Here is a 17,334-nt window from a genome sequence, read left to right as displayed (position 1 = left end):
ATCTTATTAAGGGTATGAAACTTGGTGCTCGCATTTTAAAAACGGGTATTGCCATCACGTTAGCTTTATTTGCTTGTATTTTACTTCAATTACCGAGTCCGGTATTTGCGGGAATTTCAGCTATCTTTGCTGTTCAACCGTCTGTATACCGTTCTTATTTAACAGCACTTGAACAAATTCAAGCAAATGTAATTGGTGCGATATTTGCTATCGCATTTGCTACTGCTTTTGGACATAATCCTTTTATTATTGGATTAACATGTATATTAGTAATTGCTCTTACATTACAATTACGATTAGAAAACACAATATCAATTGCTTTAGTAACAGTTATCGCCATTATGGAGTATCAAGGCGAAGATTTCTTTAGTTTTGCCTTACTTCGATTTGCGACGATTATGATTGGTATTATTGCGGCTTCACTTGTAAATTTAGTATTTATGCCGCCAAAATATGAAACAAAACTTTATCATCGTATCGTTGATAATACAGAAGAAATTGTAAAATGGATTCGAATGAATAGCAGGCAGGCTTCTGATTTTACAACGCTAAAAACTGATATTGATCGTATGAAAGAAAAAATGATTAAACTAAATCATTACTATTTGCTGTATAAAGAAGAAAGAAGCTATACGAAAAAAGTAAAGTTCGCAAAAATTCGTAAGCTCGTTTTATTCAGACAAATGTTAGCGACAACAAGCCGTGCTTTAAGTACGTTAAAATCATTACACCGTACTGAAAATGAACTGCGCTATATGCCGGAAGAATTTCAGGAATCTATCCAAAATGAACTTGACTCATTAACGCATTATCATGAACAAGTTTTATTAAAATTTATTGGTAAAGCAAAAAAACAACAATCAGTTGAAATGCTTGATGAAGTTGAAACAGGTAAACAAGAATTAATTGATATCTTTATGGAATATCAAAATAAGGACGATGAAGAAGCATATAAAACATGGTTACATCTCTTCCCTCTTATTTCTTCCATCATTAACTATAGCGAAGAAGTAGAGCATTTAGATTTGCTTGTAGATAGCTTCTACACATATCATAAACCAGAAAAAGAACTCCAAATCGATGATAAAAAAGAAGACGAATAAAAAAACAGCTCCTTTTATGGTAAAGGAGCTGTTTCTGTTATATGTTGAAGTTGATATAAATTGTAATAAAATCCTCTTTTTCGCATTAACTCTTCATGAGAACCAGTCTCTTTAATCTCACCGTCTTCAATGTAAATAATCGTATCAACATGCGTAATCGTCGCTAATCGATGTGCGATTATAATCGTTGTCCGGTCAGCAGCTAACGTCTGAAGCGCCTCTTGAATATACCTTTCATTTTCTAAATCTAATGCTGAAGTTGCTTCATCTAATATAAGTACCGACGGACTCTTTAGAAACACTCGTGCAATTGCCACGCGTTGTCTTTGCCCGCCTGATAGCTTCACACCACGTTCTCCAACGACAGTATTATAACCATCTGGTAAGTCTATAATAAAATCATGAATTTGTGCAGCTTTGGCAGCTGCAATCACTTCTTTCTCTGTAGCTTTCGGATTCCCATATAAAATATTAGCTCCAATTGTATCGCTAAACAATAAATTATCCTGCAGTACAATTCCAATATGACTACGCAAATTTCTCATATTGTACTTTCTTACATCTATGCCATCTACATAAACCGCGCCTTCAGAAACATCATAGAAACGCGGGATCAAACTAGCAAGAGATGACTTTCCCCCCCCACTCGCTCCTACAAGCGCTACTTTCTCTCCAGGCTGCATAGTTAATGACAAATTGTGTAATATCTCTTTTTCATCTGCATTATAACGAAAAGAAACATTGTCAAATACAATTTCTCCATTTAATTTTTTCGTTTGTACCGCATTTGGTACATTAACAATATCGTATTTTTCATCTAACAGTTCAAACACACGGTCCATCGATGCAAAAGATTGTGTTAATGTTGTGGATGAATTAACAAGGCGGCGAAGCGGACTATATAAACTATCCATATATCCAACAAAAGCTACCATCGTTCCTAGCGTTAACTGCCCTTGAATTACTTCATGTGCTGCAAAACCAATCACAAGTAACGGACCTAAATCGGTTAACGTATTTACTGCCGAAAATGTTCTTGCCGTCCAACTTGTATGGGTTAATGCTTTCGTTAAAAATTCATTATTTCTTTTTTCAAACTGCTTCCCCTCATACTCTTCTAACGCAAAGCTACGTGTCACTTGCATTCCTTGAATACGTTCATGCAAATACCCTTGCATCGTCGCTAACGCTTGTGAACGCTCTTTCGTCAATTTCCGAAGACGTCCGAAAAAATATTTCACTGCAATTACATAAATAGGTAAAATCAATAACGCAACAAATGTTAATTTTATATTCATAGAAAACATAACAATGATAGCAATAGCAATTGTTGCAGTATCTAACCAGACGTTCATCAAACCAGTAATTACAAAATCCTTCGTTTGTTCTACATCATGGATGACACGCGAAATAATCTCCCCTGTTTTTGTATTGGAGTAATAACGTAAACTTAACTTTTGTAAGTGACCGAAAATATGCTTCCGCAAATCATATAGTATTGTATTTGCGATACGTTGGGCGAAATATTGACGATAATATTCAATCGGTGGTCTTAATACCGCAAAAATAAAAAAAGCAATTCCAATCGCTGTTATTAATTGAGATGTTTTATCTTGAAGTGAGCCTGCGCCTTGAATTACATCATCGATAATATACTTTAATAACCACGGCATAATAAGTGGGATACCGAACTTAACTAGTCCAATAATAATTGTAATAGCAATAAGCCATCGATATGGTTTAACAAATTGTAAATATCTTTTTATGCCTTGCACATAATCCCCCCTCTAATAGGACAAACCTGCCGGGAAGCCCCCTGCAGGTTTGTTTTAATTTCTGTACATTAAATATCGTTCATACCACATATCTACGAAATCTGGTGCAAATGGACCTTTTCTTTGATGAATCCACTGTGTTAAATGTGCTACATTTCGTTTTAAAATTGTATCAATAACAGGTGGATACTGCATAATTTGACTATGTTTTTCATACTCATCTTCATCTAGAAGCGTATATGTCATATCTGGATATACTTTAATATCTAAATCATAATCAATATACTTTAATGCTTCAGGATCATACGCAAAAGGTGAGCTTAAATTACAATAATAATATACGCCATCTTCCCTAAGCATCCCAATCACATTAAACCAATAGTTGGCATGAAAATAACAAATTGCTGGTTCACGAGTAATCCATGTTCGGCCATCCGATTCTGTAACTACTGTACGATCATTCGCTCCGATTACAAGACTCTGTGTCCCTTTTAAAATTGTTGTTTCTTCCCACATTCTATGAATGGAGCCATTATGTTTATAACTATGTATTTGTACTTTTTCTCCTTCTTTGGGAAATCCCATATATGCTCCCTTCTTTCAACTGCAAATGCCCTTTGAACGGCATTCACTTTTTTTCTATTATAACTTTTTTGTCGAAATTTTAAAACTAAAGGGATAAGACTCTATTTTTCAAATTGAATATGCAGGAGGTTTATCGTTGAATACTATGCCCCAACTCTTCTTAAGAGATAGGGATTGTACTGCATTATTTATAAGCGAGGACATGTAATAGAAAAAGCCCTTCTCTATTTCCATACAAAGAAGGACTTTTCACCTGAAGATAACAATATATCTTACCCTAAATTTGAAATCATTTTTTCAGTTGCAAAAGATTGAATTACACTATTCGTTTGTTCTTCAAATTTCTCATGTAACATCTTCAACGCTACTTCTGTTCTATATATTTCCTGACGGATAAAATGCAGTTCTTTTTTATCGCACGTATCTTTTTCATTCATTTCGATTTGTTGATACTTCTCTAGATGTGCTTGTAACTTTAACAACTCATCCATCGTTTCTAATTGCTCCCCTACCAACTTATCAAAATCGTTCATTACTTACCCCCTTTTGGACTTATTCATCAGTTATTATTCCTAATTACATAATTCTAATTGTTAACTTCCTTCTCCTTTGACTACATTTGTTGACTTATTAGAAGTTATGTCGTTCGCTTTCTTTTCATTACAACGATCCACGCAAAAAGAAAACACTTCTCCCGAATTAGAGAAGTGTTTTTCTTTCATTACTGATTTGAGCTAGAAGATTGTGATTGTTTTGCAGCTGACTTAGCATTTTGTTTTTTCACAGAATGCACGTCTGTTTCAGTTGCAAATTCTGTACCATAACTAGCGTTTGCACTTTGTGCACCAGAAGCTTGTGCTTTCTTTGCTTCTGATTGTGCGTTTGCTTGTTTTACAGCTTGTACATCTGTTTCAGTTGAAAACTCTGTACCATAACTAGCATTTGTACTTTGAATGCTAGCACCAGAAGTTGCTTTGTTATAACCTTGTTGTTTTTTACTCATCTTTCTCACCTCCACAATCAATAATGTAACCAATTCACTTAGAAGCTATCCGTAATTTTCTTTTTTAAAATTTCCGCATATAACTTTTGTTACTCATTCAAACTATAGAAAATGGAGGTGTAAATATGTATATAGGACGCGATATGACTGAACTAACGATGATTTCAAAAAATGAATGGAAAGAAGATGAATTAGCTTATTTTCATCACTCACTACAACAGGTTCTGCCTTATTTAAATGTAGAAGGGCAAAGTATTTACAAAGAAATTGTAGTAGAAATCGAATCAAGAGGCGGCTTACAAGAAGGTGAAGCTAGTTGGACTCATGGGACAAAAATTTCTTACGATTAAAAAAGTGTTCCCTAGATTGGGAACACTTTTTTTGTTTATTGCATTGTAATTTTCTCCACACAATTTTCATAAATAGTACGGTGTGATTTTGAGAAAGGTAATTGCTCAAATACCTCTTTTGATACAAATTTTAATGTATCTGTATCAACAATATTACCGGTTATTTTTCCGTAAAATACAAATATATCCCAAGTACGATGTGTAAACGTATGTTGTACATTCATTGCGTATTCATCAATAGAAACCTCGAGCTCAAATTTTTCTTTCATATAATCTATAAGCTGTTCCTTCTGATTTCGAATACCTTCTCCAAGTTCCACATTCGGAAACTCCCACATGTTAGCTAACAAACCTGTACTTGGACGTTTATTAATAACGTAACGACCGTCTTCAGTTTGAAGTACACCTGCAACAATAGGTACCATTTTAGGAGCTTTCGCTTTACTTTTTACTGGTAATTCTTTTTGAACACCTTCAGCATATCCTCTGCAATGTTCACGTACAGGACAAAGTAAGCATGCTGGATTTTTCGGAATACAAATTAGTGCACCTAATTCCATCAATCCCTGATTAAAATAAGATGGGTTTTCTACTGAAATAATTTCACGCACAATCTCTTCAAAAACTTTTCGAGTCTTTGGTTTTGCAATATCATCCCATACTGATAAAATACGAGATAATACACGCATAACATTTCCATCAACTGCCGGCTCTGGTATACCATATGCGATACTTAAAATAGCACCTTTTGTATATGGTCCCACTCCTTTTAACTTTTCAATTTTCTTTACATCACTTGGTACAACTCCGCCGTATACTTCTTTTACCTCTTTTACTGCCGCATGTAAATTACGTGCTCTAGAATAATATCCTAAACCTTCCCATGCTTTTAATACTTCTTCATCATCTGCGTTCGCTAACGCTTCAAGTGTAGGAAACTTCCCCATAAAATTTGCGTAATATGGTTTTACAGCTTCTACTCTTGTTTGCTGTAACATAATTTCAGAAACCCAAACGCGGTATGGATCTTTATTCTTTCTCCATGGTAAGTCGCGCTGTTCTTCTTCAAACCAACCAATTAAATCATTTTGAAACTGCTCTATATTAAAATTGTTTAGTATTTCAAGTGTCAAACTTGATCCCCCTCATTTTTTTGCATATAAGTACTATTATAAAGATTTTAGGAAAAAATTTAAGTAAGATGATACAGGAAATAGAAGGCAAAGGACTTGAGGTATCGAATAAAAAGAGTTACATTAATAAAAAACGGAGGTGGATTTCTATGGACACAGCCACTCACCTTGTTATGGGTATCACTTTAGGTAGCTTAGCAACATTAGATCCAGCCATAGCACAAAGTGATATTGGCCCCCAAGCTGTTATGCTTGCTACAATTGCTGGTTCCAACATTCCTGACATTGACACAGTTTTAAAATTGCGTAATAACGCTAAATATATAAGAAATCATCGTGGAATTACTCATTCTATTCCTGCGGTAATTCTTTGGTCATTCCTTATAAGTGGCATCTCTTTCGCCTTCTTTTCAGACGCTCCATATCTTCATCTACTGCTTTGGTCATTTATTGCTGTCTTCCTTCACGTCTTTGTAGATATTTTCAATGCCTATGGTACACAAGCATTACGGCCTTTCACAAAAAAATGGGTCGCACTCGGCGTGATTAATACATTCGACACCGTAATTTTCTTTATCCATATACTTGCAATTGCTTGCATGCTCGTCGGTTCTCATAAGGGATATACAGCTTTAGCGGCATATATATTAATGATTGTTTACTATATCGGACGGATTATGATGCACAGAAATATAAGAAGCGTTGTACACAAACGTTTCAAAAATGTCGAAAAGATTATCATTTCTCCTTCTTACCGATTTTACCATTACCATTTAGCAATCGTTACGGCTGATTATTACTACGTTGCGAGATGGCACCGTGGTAACATCATGATATATGATAAGTTCGATCGGGTACCGTTCCCAGACAATAATATTATGCGAGCAGCTAAACAAGATGAAAACATCTCGGCCTTTCTATCTTTCTCTCCTGTATATCGCTGGGATATTTTTGATCATGACCATTATTATGAAGTACGATTCATTGATTTACGATATCGAAGTAAAGATTATTATCCATTTGTTGCAATCGTTCAGCTCGACCACAATTTAAATATTATTAGTTCCTATACAGGATGGATCTTTAGTGAAGAAAAGCTTCGAAAAAAACTGGAATTACTTCCACATTAAAAAAAAGCGACTTAAGTCGCTTTTTTTAATGTTTCAAATGATCTTCTTGATTAATTAAATGACTATACTTCGGATTATTTGTACGCATTTCATGAAGGCGTACACCATGATTATTAATCCATGATCGTACCACTTGTTCCGTCATTTCATCGCCTTGATAACGACCTGATTTTGCATAAGTTGTTTGAAAATCTTCCCATAGTAACTCAACCCACGCACGAGCTTGTGCGTAAGAAAGCTTGTCATTCTTGTCTAATAATTCTTTCGTTAATGTTTCATAAATATCATTCATATTATAATCTCCTTTTACCTATTTATCCCTTCATTTCTAAAGGATAGTTTCTTCAATTTTGCACATTCTATAATTGATACTTCTTAAAGAGGTATCAACCGATAATGAGGAGGGCGTTCGTAATGGGTAAACAAGCCGAATTTTGGTCTGAGTCAAAAAACAACAGCAAAATCGACGGTCAACCGAAAGCGAAATCACGCTTCGCTTCGAAACGACCTAACGGCACAATTAACACGCACCCACAAGAACGTATGCGTGCTGCAAATCAGCAGGAAGAGTAATACAAATTAAATTAACTTCCTACACGAGGTGATAAAGATGAGCTACCGTGATCGCTTAGATAGTCGTTCTGAATTATTTAACCATACGTGGACTCGTCCAAAACATGCGAAAGCGCAAGTTAACGGACAGACGCAACAAACCCAGTCTCTCATTATATTGGCAAATGAATGTAAAAAACGCCAATTTTAGAATCTCCTATCTCCTTTAACGCCTACCAAAGATGAAAACCAGAGAGATATGCTCTCTGGTTTTTATTTTTCTTGCAATAAGGAAATTGGTATGCCAATCTCTTCATTATCATTTTGCTTATATCCCCAAGCAAATACCCCATTGAAATACGTAATTTTAAATAATACACCAGGTTCTTCTACTAATTCATATGTTTCACCAATACGGAATTTGTTTATATCCGTCATATAAGCACGAGCCATTGCCATTTTTCTCATTAATACATCAAATTCATTGACAATCCCAAGCTGCTCAGCTTTTACTGCTTGCTCCTTCAAAGCGCCAATTTCTTCCCTTAGCTCATGCGGTGTCATTTCACTGTAGCGTTTTGGCATATTCATCTTATTCTCCTCATTCCTCTTCGCGTTTCATTTGCAAAAATATCTCGATTTCATCAATAGAGAATCCTTTTCGATATAACGCTTGTTTCATCTTGTTTTCAAATGTCCATCCATCATGCTTCTTATATTTCTCATAATATTTATTCCCATGATAGTGTAACGCTTCTTGTTGCTTTTCGTCATCTTTTTCGTCTTTCAATTCTTCCAAACAAATTTGAATTACTTCTCTAGAATATCCTTTTCGAACAAGCATCTCATCTAACTTTAGTTTCATTTGTAAAAAAGAATGTTTTTGATAAGATTTTTTCTTCTTCTCTATGAGAAACAAGGCATTCTCAATTTGCTTTTCCTTCGGATATTCTTGTAAACTATGTGTAATAATTAAATCCTGAACACCTTTATTTAATAACTCTCTTTTAATAACAGTTGGACCTTTTCGATTCACATTACTTTGCGTTCGCGTATATAAAACAGCATACTCTTTATCATTAATATATCGGTCATGTAATAATTTCGAAACGACTTCAGAGATGATGGCCTGTCCCACTTCTTTTTTTCGTAAAAAATCTTCTATTTCTTGTTTTGTTCTCATTTGATAGGATAAATAGGAGATTGCTTGTAAATATGCTTTTTGCACTTCTTCATTGTACAAAATATTTCCTAACTCGATTTCATCAATTTCTAAGCCTTTTTGTAATCCATGTTTTATTAAGATTACTTGATCCACACTAAATCCGTACTCTTCGCCTTGACCTTTATCAATATAAATATTAAATCGTTCTTTCGATCGTTTTTGTACTTCTATTTTTGTAATGACAGCCATACTCTCACCTCTCTATTATTTTAACATAGTCGAGGAACATTTTTTCTTTTCAAGAATATATATAATGAGGAGGAAATACTTGTGAAAATCGCAATTTCTGGTGGTACAGGCTTTATCGGCAAATCCCTTTCTACTTTTTTTATTCAAAAAGGATATACTGTTTACATTCTCACACGAAAAAAAACTACTGAAACTTCCGATCCTAACCTTCAGTATGTTCAATGGACACCAGATTTACAAACCTTCCCCCTCTCTTCTATTGATGTAGTTATTAATCTAGCCGGAGAGTCTATTAATAGTAGATGGACAAAGCAACAAAAGAAAGCCATTTTAAACAGTAGAATTCAAACAACAAAAGGACTCATTAAACAATTGCAGGGACTCCATACAAAGCCACACACATTTATTAACGCAAGTGCTATTGGATACTATGGAACGTCTGAAATAGAGTCTTTTACAGAACAGCATGAGACTCCTGGAAATGACTTTTTAGCAAATACAGTATATTCATGGGAACAAGAAGCATCTAAAGCACGTTCTCTCGGAATACGAACAATCTACGCAAGATTTGGAGTTGTATTAGGTGCAAATGAAGGAGCTCTTCCAAAAATGCTACTTCCCTATCAATTCTATATCGGCGGCACCATTGGTTCTGGGAAGCAATGGTTATCATGGATTCATATAGACGATGTCGTTCGTATGATGGATTTCATTATACACAAAAAAGAAATTGATGGTCCTCTTAATATGACAGCACCAACACCTATAAGAATGAAGGAATTTGGAGAAACCATTGCAACTATAATGAAAAAGCCTCATTGGTTGCCTGTACCTTCTTTTATCATTCAAACTTTATTAGGTGAAATGAGCATACTTGTACTAGAAGGGCAACGTGTATTACCCATTAAAGCAATTGAACATGGATACCAATACACATTTCCAGAAATAGACCATGCATTACAAAATATACTTTCGCATACAATGTAGTACTTCTAAAACACAATTTTACATGGGCTCTTTCAAAACTTTCATTTTCTAGGATCCGAAGCATTACCATACAAATAACCTTTCAGTTACTTTCCCTTAACTTCCATTAGCATTATAAAGTAACAGAAATGAGGTACCTATGAAAATATTGCTCAAACAAGCCATTGTATACCCTATTACATCTCAAAAGTTTCAAGGAGATGTACTCGTTACAGGAGAGCGAATTACCGAGGTCAAACCTTTTATTCCACCTACTCAAGATATGACCGTTATAGATGCACGAGCACTCCATCTCTTACCTGGCTTTATTGATGTCCATACTCACCTTGGTCTCTATGATGAAGGTACTGGTTGGGCTGGAAATGATGCCAATGAAACATCTGAAGTTTCAACACCACATATTCGTTCTTTAGATGGAATCCATCCTTTAGATATTGCCTTTCAAGACGCTGTACAAAACGGAATTACAACCGTTCACGTTATGCCTGGCAGTCAAAATATTATCGGGGGTACTACTTGTGTAATAAAAACAGCTGGAACTTGTATTGATCATATGATTATTCAAGAACCTGCTGGTTTAAAGATTGCCTTTGGAGAAAATCCTAAAAAAGTCCATAGTAATGGAACAAAAGAATCCATTACACGTATGGGGATTATGGGGTTACTTCGGGAATCATTCTATGAAGCACAACACTACGGGCACGAAGCTGATTTTCGAATGCTTCCTATTTTAAAAGCATTACGTCGTGAAATACCCGTACGTATCCACGCTCACCGAGCAGATGATATTAGTTCTGCTCTACGCTTTGCAACAGAATTCAATCTCGATTTACGTATTGAACATTGCACAGAAGGACACTTTATTGTTGAAGAACTTTCAAAACACAATTTGAAGGTTTCAGTTGGTCCCACTCTGACACGCCGTTCTAAAATCGAACTAAAAAATAAAACATGGGATACTTACCATATATTATCAAAAAATGGTGTGGAAGTTTCTATCACAACAGATCATCCTTATACACCCATTCAATATTTAAATGTTTGCGCTGCTGTTGCAGTAAGAGAAGGGTTAGACGAGAAAACAGCACTAGAAGGAATCACCATATTCCCAGCACGAAATTTGCGTTTAGAGGATAGAATTGGAAGCATCGAAGTTGGAAAAGACGCCGATCTCGTGCTATGGACTCATCATCCTTTCCATTATTTAGCCAAGCCTGTACTAACTATGATTGATGGAAAAATAATTTACAAAAAAAATAAAAAAAACTAGTTTATTTTTTTGACTAGATAAAGTATTATACGATTATAAACTGAATGAAACCATAATCAATTTGTGTCGTGATTATCATTTTCAAATTGATGAATGGGGAAGGCAAATGGTGCGCCACCAGCGTTAGAAACTGGTTCTAGTGGGTTCGATTCCCACCCCGAAATTTTTTAAAGATTGATATAAAAATTTCGAGGGTGGGGTGTTTTTTCGTCATGCTACCCTCGTGTGAGGAGGAGTTAGTATGTTGAAAAAACGCGACTTACACGACAGCCACGTTCTATACGAGTTAATGGTGGATCCAGCTGTCTTCCCTTTTGTGCGTCAAAAGGCTTATTCTTATGAAGAATATTTATTCTTAACGAAACAAACGATTGAAGCTGAAGAGCGTGGTGAATTAATTTCACGCACAATTTTAGATGAATGGGGTAACCCTATCGGAACAATTACTTTATTTGATGTGCAAGAAAAAGCTGGATTTCTCGGGACATGGCTTGGCAAACCATATCATGGAAAAGGCTATAACAAATTGGCGAAAGATTCATTTTTTAGTGAACTTTTCTATGAATTAGATATTGAAACAATTTTCATGCGTATTCGTAAAATAAATATTCGTTCTATTAAAGCTGCAGAAAAACTGCAATATGTGAATCTAGCAAACGAAACAAGAAAAGCCGTATATGATGAAATTAACGCAAACGAAGAAGTGTATAACTTATATGAAATTCCAAAAGATCAATACACACTTGCTACAATGCGAGATACAACCTTCCAAGATGCTCATCAATTAAAAGAAGCGTAATCTAAATTTTCTGAAATGATAATCAATCGTTAACATTTTCCATATGCGTATATCCCCTCATGTCTTTGGAAACGATAAATAGTAACTTTAAGACACGAGGTGATTTGTAATGGATAAAAAGAAACGTGATAAAGCAAAAAACACATTATCTAGTACACAAGAAGTTCTCTATCAACGCGAATTTCAAAAAGCAGATCGTGCAGCAGGATATCGCTCGAAAAGCATTTAAAGTGAAAATGAATAATTAGAAGTTTCCCCCCTAATTATTCATTTTCATTACATAATTTTCTCGACTGATAGAAGTAAGCAAAAAAGCCCCTTATACATAAGGGACTTTTTTGCTGTGGACAACTTTATCCACAAAACCGATGAAATTGTTAGTAATTTTCAAAAACATTTAATATTTTTCTATATTAAAGCATATATCAGCTGTTTTAATTGTGGATATTTTTCTAAAAATTGTGGACAATGTGGATATAGTTGTTAATATTCCGACTTTACTGTTTAATGAAAGCGCAATCCTTTTGTGGATAACTCACTAAATTTTCTTTAAAAATAATAAAGAACCCTCTTTACATATACAAAGAGGGTTTCATATTAAGTAAAAGATTGTGCAAGAGCAGGTGATTTAATAGGTATATGACGCGGTTCTGCATGATTTTCCGCCAAAATTGCATCTACAATATGGCCAGCTGGCTCTGGAAGATAGATGCTTTTCATTGCTTCTTTCATTTGAAGAAGCTTCACATCATCTTGTAATAATGCCTCTGTTTTTGCAAAAACCTCACTATCATCGCGAATGACAACTGCTGCTCCCTTTCTTTCAAAGTACATCGCATTTTCATTTTCTTGTCCTGGAACAGGCTTATATAAAATGACAGGTACTTGCAACGCTGCTGCTTCACTTAATGTTATTCCGCCTGGCTTCGTAATCATACAAGAAGTAACACGGAATAATTCATCAATATTTTCAACATACCCAAACACTTTTAATGCATCGGAATTTTGCTTCTGTAAACTTAATAAATCCTGTTTTAAAGCTTCATTTTTCCCACAAACGACAACTACTTGTAAATTAGGCACTGACATAAATGATTGGCATAGTTCTTTTACATTTCCTAATACCCCATGAGCACCTGCTACAATTAGTAAAATCTTTTTATTCTTACATAACTGATATTTATTATATATGATTTCTGGATTTACCTTTAACTCAAAACTACTCCGAATTGGAATTCCTGTTTCAACAATTTGTTCCGCAGGTACACCGATATCAACCATCAATTCTTTCACATGATCCGTTGCAACAAAATAACGATCTACTTCTCGATGAATCCATATTTTGTGCACGCAAAAATCCGTTAATACGTTATAGACAGGAATTGAAATACCTGTTTGTTTCTTTAATTCTGGTACAGCGATAATTGGAAATGTATTAATTACAATATCTGGTTTCTCCACCTGTAAAAGTGTTTTCAAACGTTTCCTTCCAAAGTTCGCATACCAAGATGCTATTTTCTTATCATAAATTTTTTCTACCCCGTAATAAAACAAACGATATAATTCTTTTCCTATTGTATAACTTTTTAAATATAGATATTTTGTAATGTCAGTTATAAATGGATGTGATTCTCCAAACAAGTCGCATACAATAACATCTTCAATTCCTTTTTGGCGAAATGTTTGTTCTAATGTTTTTGCTACTTGCACATGACCATTACCGTAATGTGCAGTTAATATTAAAACCTTGGGGTTTTTTATCAAACAAATCCACTCCTAGCTTTTTGTTTCTCCATATTGCATATACGACAATAGGAAAAACATTTTCCTTAAAAATTACATAAACAGATTCTAATAATTCCCTTTCAGCTATGTACCTGTCGTGGATATGCAAAGCATATAAGATTGACCCCTTAATCCTATCTGTGCTCATATCTTTACATTATACTTTCCTATAAGAGCTTTCGCAATAACTTACAAATGTTCTCTATTCCATGATACTCACTCTTTTACTTCTTAATTCTTTTTACTATTTTGATTTCCCTTTACAATTATGTAAATTTCTCCATTTATTCCGTACAAAATTATGGATATTCTATTTTCAGTATACTCTTTTATCAATATATACTCTAGATTTTATTGTAAAGAAAGCAAAAAGCCTAATCCAATATTTGGATTAGACCGCTTGTAAAATATATTTAGCATGTTCTACATTTTTCTCAGTAGGTGGTTCTACATTTGCGAGTGGATACTTGTGTCCAAGCGCCTCCCATTTATATACACCAAGCTTATGATATGGTAACACTTCAACTTTTTGAACATTAGACAGACTTTGAATAAAGCTAGATAGTTTTTGTAGATCCTCTTCATTATCCGTAACACCAGGAACTAATACGTGTCGTACCCAAATCGGTTTATTCTTATCCGATAAATAACGAGCAAATTGTAAAATATGTTCATTTGGTTTCCCTGTTAATTTACGATGCTTTTTGGAATCGATATGTTTCAGATCCAATAAAACTAAATCTGTATAATCCATTAAAATATCTAGCTTATTTTGGAATTCTGGTTCCTCAGAATAACAACCACCAGAAGAGTCGATTGTTGTATGGATACCAGCCTCTTTACACTTTTTAAACAACTCAATTAAAAAGTCTAGCTGTAATAATGGCTCTCCACCGCTAACTGTTATACCGCCTCCGGAAGCTTCAATAAATGGAAGGTAACATGTCACATCCTGCATCACTTCTTCAACTGTTATTTCTTTACCTTTACCGATTTCCCACGTATCAGCATTATGACAATATTGACAACGTAATAAACACCCTTGTGTAAATATGACATAACGAATCCCTGGGCCATCAACAGTACCACAAGACTCTACAGAATGTATTCTTCCTTTTACCATGTTACTTCCTCCTTTATTGAAACAGCCTCCCTTCGCTATATATTAAGAGCGAAGGGACACTTTTTTCATTTACATGCTTTCATGCATTGTACGGTTAATTACATCAATTTGTTGTTCACGAGTTAATTTAATAAAGTTTACAGCGTAACCAGATACGCGAATTGTTAATTGTGGATATTTCTCAGGATGTTCCATTGCATCCATTAATGTTTCACGGTTAAATACGTTAATATTTAAGTGGTGGCCTTCTTTTACTGCATAGCCATCAAGCATTGATACTAAGTTACGTACTTGTACATCATCTTCTTTACCAAGTGCTTTCGGAATAATAGAGAATGTATTAGAAATACCATCTTGTGCATCTTCATATGGTAATTTAGCCACAGATAATAATGAAGCTAATGCACCTTTTGTATCACGTCCATGCATTGGGTTCGCACCTGGTGCAAATGGTTCTCCAGTACGGCGGCCATCTGGAGTATTACCAGTTTTCTTACCGTATACAACGTTAGATGTGATTGTTAAGATTGACATTGTATGAACAGAATTTCTGTATGTTTTATGTTTACGAAGTTTATTCATAAATGTTTTTACAAGATTTACAGCAATCTCATCTACACGATCATCATTGTTACCGTATTTAGGGAAATCTCCTTCAATCTCGAAGTCAACTGCAATACCATTTTCATCACGAATTGGTTTTACTTTTGCGTATTTAATTGCACTTAATGAATCTGCTACTACAGATAGACCAGCAATACCTGTTGCCATTGTACGAAGAACGTTTGTATCATGAAGTGCCATTTCAATACGTTCATAGCTATATTTATCATGCATGTAATGGATAACATTTAATGTGTTTAAATATAGACCCGCCAACCATTCCATTGTCATATCAAACTTATGCATAACTTCTTCATAATTTAATACTTCAGAAGTAATTGGTGCGTACTCAGGACCAACTTGTGCTTTAGATTTTTCATCTTTACCACCGTTAATCGCATATAATAATGCTTTCGCTAAGTTTGCACGAGCTCCGAAGAACTGCATTTGTTTACCGATTCTCATTGCAGATACGCAACATGCAATACCGTAATCATCACCGTATTCAGGGCGCATAATGTCATCATTTTCATATTGAATTGCTGATGTTTTAATAGACATTTTCGCACAGTAGTTTTTAAAGTTCTCTGGTAATTGTTTAGACCAAAGAACAGTTAAGTTTGGTTCTGGAGCTGGTCCTAAATTATCTAATGTATGCAAGAAACGGAATGAGTTCTTTGTTACTAATGGACGACCATCTAATGCCATACCACCGATAGATTCAGTTACCCAAGTTGGGTCACCAGAGAATAATTCATTATAATCAGGTGTTCTTGCGAATTTCACAAGACGTAATTTCATAATGAAGTGATCTACAATTTCTTGTACTTCTTCTTCTGTTAAAGTACCATTTGCTAAATCTCTTTCAATGTAAATATCTAAGAATGTAGAAGTACGCCCAAGACTCATTGCAGCCCCGTTTTGCTCTTTAATCGCTGCAAGGTATGCGAAATATAACCATTGGAATGCTTCTTGCGTGTTTGTTGCTGGCTTAGAAATATCGAAGCCATGAGAAGCGGCCATTTCTTTTAACTCTTGAAGTGCACGCATTTGCTCAGATAACTCTTCGCGTAAACGCATTGTATCTTCGCTCATTACACCGCCAGTTAAATTTAAATCAGCTTTTTTCGCTTCAATTAAATGATCAATACCATATAACGCTACTCGGCGATAGTCACCGATAATACGTCCACGTCCGTATGCATCTGGAAGACCCGTAATAACACCTGATTTACGTGCATTTCTCATTTCTGGTGTGTATGCATCAAATACACCTTGGTTATGAGTTTTTCTCCAATCTCTAAAAATACGACTAAGTTCTTTATCCATTTCGTATCCATAAGATTCACAAGCTTGTTCTGCCATACGAATACCACCATATGGTTGTAAAGAACGTTTAAATGGTTTATCAGTTTGGAAACCGACTACTTTTTCAATATCTTTATTTAAGTATCCAGGGGCATGTGATGTAATAGAAGAAACAATTTTTGTATCCATATCAAGAACGCCACCGTTTTCACGTTCTTTCGTTGTTAAATCCATTACTTGATCCCAAAGTTGTTTCGTTGCTTCAGTTGCTTCTGCTAAGAAAGATTCGTCTCCTTCGAAAACGTTTACATTATTTAAAATGAAATCGCGAACATCAATCTCTGCTTTCCATTTTTCACCTTTAAAGTTTTCCCATGCGTTTTTAACATTTTCTAATACTTGAGTCATCCTAAT

20 protein-coding genes are annotated in these 17,334 nt (G+C 34.9%); 9 read left to right on the top strand and 11 right to left on the bottom strand.

Features of this window, described 5'->3' with window-relative positions; translation table 11 throughout:
• Positions 1–14 precede the first annotated feature (14 nt).
• The gene (locus BHV55_RS02725; protein WP_000765787.1) at positions 15–1,103 is read left to right on the top strand and encodes an aromatic acid exporter family protein; all 1,089 of its coding nucleotides are present in this window, start codon (positions 15–17) and stop codon (positions 1,101–1,103) included.
• 14 nt (positions 1,104–1,117) lie between these two features.
• On the opposite strand, the gene BHV55_RS02720 is transcribed toward BHV55_RS02725, so the two are convergent.
• The 4 genes from BHV55_RS02720 to BHV55_RS02705 all read right to left on the bottom strand — a co-directional run bounded on the left by BHV55_RS02720 (position 1,118) and on the right by BHV55_RS02705 (position 4,466).
• Positions 1,118–2,878 carry an ABC transporter ATP-binding protein gene (locus BHV55_RS02720; RefSeq protein WP_048568179.1) on the bottom strand — a complete coding sequence of 587 codons (1,761 nt, stop codon included), beginning with the start codon at positions 2,876–2,878 and terminating at the stop codon, positions 1,118–1,120.
• A gap of 54 nt (positions 2,879–2,932) precedes the next feature.
• Positions 2,933–3,463, bottom strand: coding sequence for a nucleoside tri-diphosphate phosphatase (gene ntdP, locus BHV55_RS02715; RefSeq protein WP_000506624.1), 531 nt, complete (start codon positions 3,461–3,463; stop codon positions 2,933–2,935).
• Positions 3,464–3,735: 272 nt separating this feature from the next.
• Positions 3,736–3,996 (bottom strand): YgaB family protein, encoded by a 261-nt coding sequence (locus BHV55_RS02710; RefSeq protein WP_000997575.1) that lies wholly within the window; start codon positions 3,994–3,996, stop codon positions 3,736–3,738.
• Positions 3,997–4,184: 188 nt separating this feature from the next.
• On the bottom strand, positions 4,185–4,466 hold the full coding sequence (locus tag BHV55_RS02705) for a gamma-type small acid-soluble spore protein (protein WP_000039046.1): 282 nt from the start codon (positions 4,464–4,466) through the stop codon (positions 4,185–4,187).
• Between the two features lie 125 nt (positions 4,467–4,591).
• On the opposite strand from BHV55_RS02705, the gene BHV55_RS02700 reads away from it, so the two are divergent.
• Positions 4,592–4,816 carry a hypothetical protein gene (locus tag BHV55_RS02700; protein WP_000275436.1) on the top strand — a complete coding sequence of 75 codons (225 nt, stop codon included), beginning with the start codon at positions 4,592–4,594 and terminating at the stop codon, positions 4,814–4,816.
• Between the two features lie 35 nt (positions 4,817–4,851).
• Here the strand turns inward: BHV55_RS02700 and mutY are convergent, their stop codons facing one another.
• The gene (mutY, locus tag BHV55_RS02695) at positions 4,852–5,949 is read right to left on the bottom strand and encodes an A/G-specific adenine glycosylase (RefSeq protein WP_000171394.1); all 1,098 of its coding nucleotides are present in this window, start codon (positions 5,947–5,949) and stop codon (positions 4,852–4,854) included.
• 149 nt (positions 5,950–6,098) lie between these two features.
• Between mutY and BHV55_RS02690 the strand changes: the two genes are divergently transcribed.
• Positions 6,099–7,079, top strand: a complete 981-nt coding sequence (locus BHV55_RS02690; protein ID WP_000379106.1) for a metal-dependent hydrolase — start codon at positions 6,099–6,101, stop codon at positions 7,077–7,079.
• Between the two features lie 25 nt (positions 7,080–7,104).
• On the opposite strand, the gene BHV55_RS02685 is transcribed toward BHV55_RS02690, so the two are convergent.
• Entirely contained in the window at positions 7,105–7,371 is a 267-nt protein-coding gene (locus BHV55_RS02685; RefSeq protein ID WP_000998166.1) for a YfhJ family protein, read from the bottom strand.
• Positions 7,372–7,493: 122 nt separating this feature from the next.
• On the opposite strand from BHV55_RS02685, the gene BHV55_RS02680 reads away from it, so the two are divergent.
• On the top strand, positions 7,494–7,652 hold the full coding sequence (locus BHV55_RS02680; protein WP_000517891.1) for a small, acid-soluble spore protein K: 159 nt from the start codon (positions 7,494–7,496) through the stop codon (positions 7,650–7,652).
• Between the two features lie 37 nt (positions 7,653–7,689).
• The gene (locus tag BHV55_RS02675) at positions 7,690–7,842 is read left to right on the top strand and encodes a YpzG family protein (protein WP_000122093.1); all 153 of its coding nucleotides are present in this window, start codon (positions 7,690–7,692) and stop codon (positions 7,840–7,842) included.
• A gap of 62 nt (positions 7,843–7,904) precedes the next feature.
• On the opposite strand, the gene BHV55_RS02670 is transcribed toward BHV55_RS02675, so the two are convergent.
• The gene (locus tag BHV55_RS02670) at positions 7,905–8,222 is read right to left on the bottom strand and encodes a YfhH family protein (RefSeq protein ID WP_001057024.1); all 318 of its coding nucleotides are present in this window, start codon (positions 8,220–8,222) and stop codon (positions 7,905–7,907) included.
• A gap of 10 nt (positions 8,223–8,232) precedes the next feature.
• Complete coding sequence (gene recX, locus BHV55_RS02665; RefSeq protein WP_000268502.1) at positions 8,233–9,045, bottom strand: recombination regulator RecX; 813 nt, start codon at positions 9,043–9,045, stop codon at positions 8,233–8,235.
• A gap of 81 nt (positions 9,046–9,126) precedes the next feature.
• Here recX and BHV55_RS02660 point away from each other — a divergent pair, with 81 nt between their 5' ends.
• The 4 genes from BHV55_RS02660 (at position 9,127) to BHV55_RS02645 (ending at position 12,330) form a co-directional block, all read left to right on the top strand.
• Complete coding sequence (locus BHV55_RS02660) at positions 9,127–10,032, top strand: TIGR01777 family oxidoreductase (protein WP_000684380.1); 906 nt, start codon at positions 9,127–9,129, stop codon at positions 10,030–10,032.
• Between the two features lie 139 nt (positions 10,033–10,171).
• Positions 10,172–11,302 (top strand): amidohydrolase, encoded by a 1,131-nt coding sequence (locus BHV55_RS02655; RefSeq protein ID WP_000698315.1) that lies wholly within the window; start codon positions 10,172–10,174, stop codon positions 11,300–11,302.
• A gap of 241 nt (positions 11,303–11,543) precedes the next feature.
• Positions 11,544–12,101: a GNAT family N-acetyltransferase gene (locus BHV55_RS02650; protein ID WP_000914737.1), complete on the top strand. Its 558-nt coding sequence runs from the start codon at positions 11,544–11,546 to the stop codon at positions 12,099–12,101.
• Positions 12,102–12,210: 109 nt separating this feature from the next.
• Positions 12,211–12,330, top strand: coding sequence for a YfhE family protein (locus tag BHV55_RS02645; RefSeq protein ID WP_000358482.1), 120 nt, complete (start codon positions 12,211–12,213; stop codon positions 12,328–12,330).
• 368 nt (positions 12,331–12,698) lie between these two features.
• Here BHV55_RS02645 and BHV55_RS02640 read toward each other — a convergent pair whose 3' ends face one another.
• The 3 genes from BHV55_RS02640 to pflB all read right to left on the bottom strand — a co-directional run bounded on the left by BHV55_RS02640 (position 12,699) and on the right by pflB (position 17,328).
• Positions 12,699–13,865: a diglucosyl diacylglycerol synthase gene (locus BHV55_RS02640; RefSeq protein WP_000594688.1), complete on the bottom strand. Its 1,167-nt coding sequence runs from the start codon at positions 13,863–13,865 to the stop codon at positions 12,699–12,701.
• 412 nt (positions 13,866–14,277) lie between these two features.
• Complete coding sequence (gene pflA / locus BHV55_RS02635; protein ID WP_000238467.1) at positions 14,278–15,009, bottom strand: pyruvate formate-lyase-activating protein; 732 nt, start codon at positions 15,007–15,009, stop codon at positions 14,278–14,280.
• 69 nt (positions 15,010–15,078) lie between these two features.
• Positions 15,079–17,328, bottom strand: a complete 2,250-nt coding sequence (gene pflB / locus BHV55_RS02630; protein ID WP_000195464.1) for a formate C-acetyltransferase — start codon at positions 17,326–17,328, stop codon at positions 15,079–15,081.
• Positions 17,329–17,334 lie beyond the last annotated feature (6 nt).

The organism is Bacillus sp. RZ2MS9 (genome assembly GCF_001816185.2).
Classification (GTDB): domain Bacteria; phylum Bacillota; class Bacilli; order Bacillales; family Bacillaceae_G; genus Bacillus_A; species Bacillus_A cereus.
The sequence above is the reverse complement of the archived record's forward strand: the minus strand, read 5'-3'. Positions and strand labels throughout refer to the sequence as shown.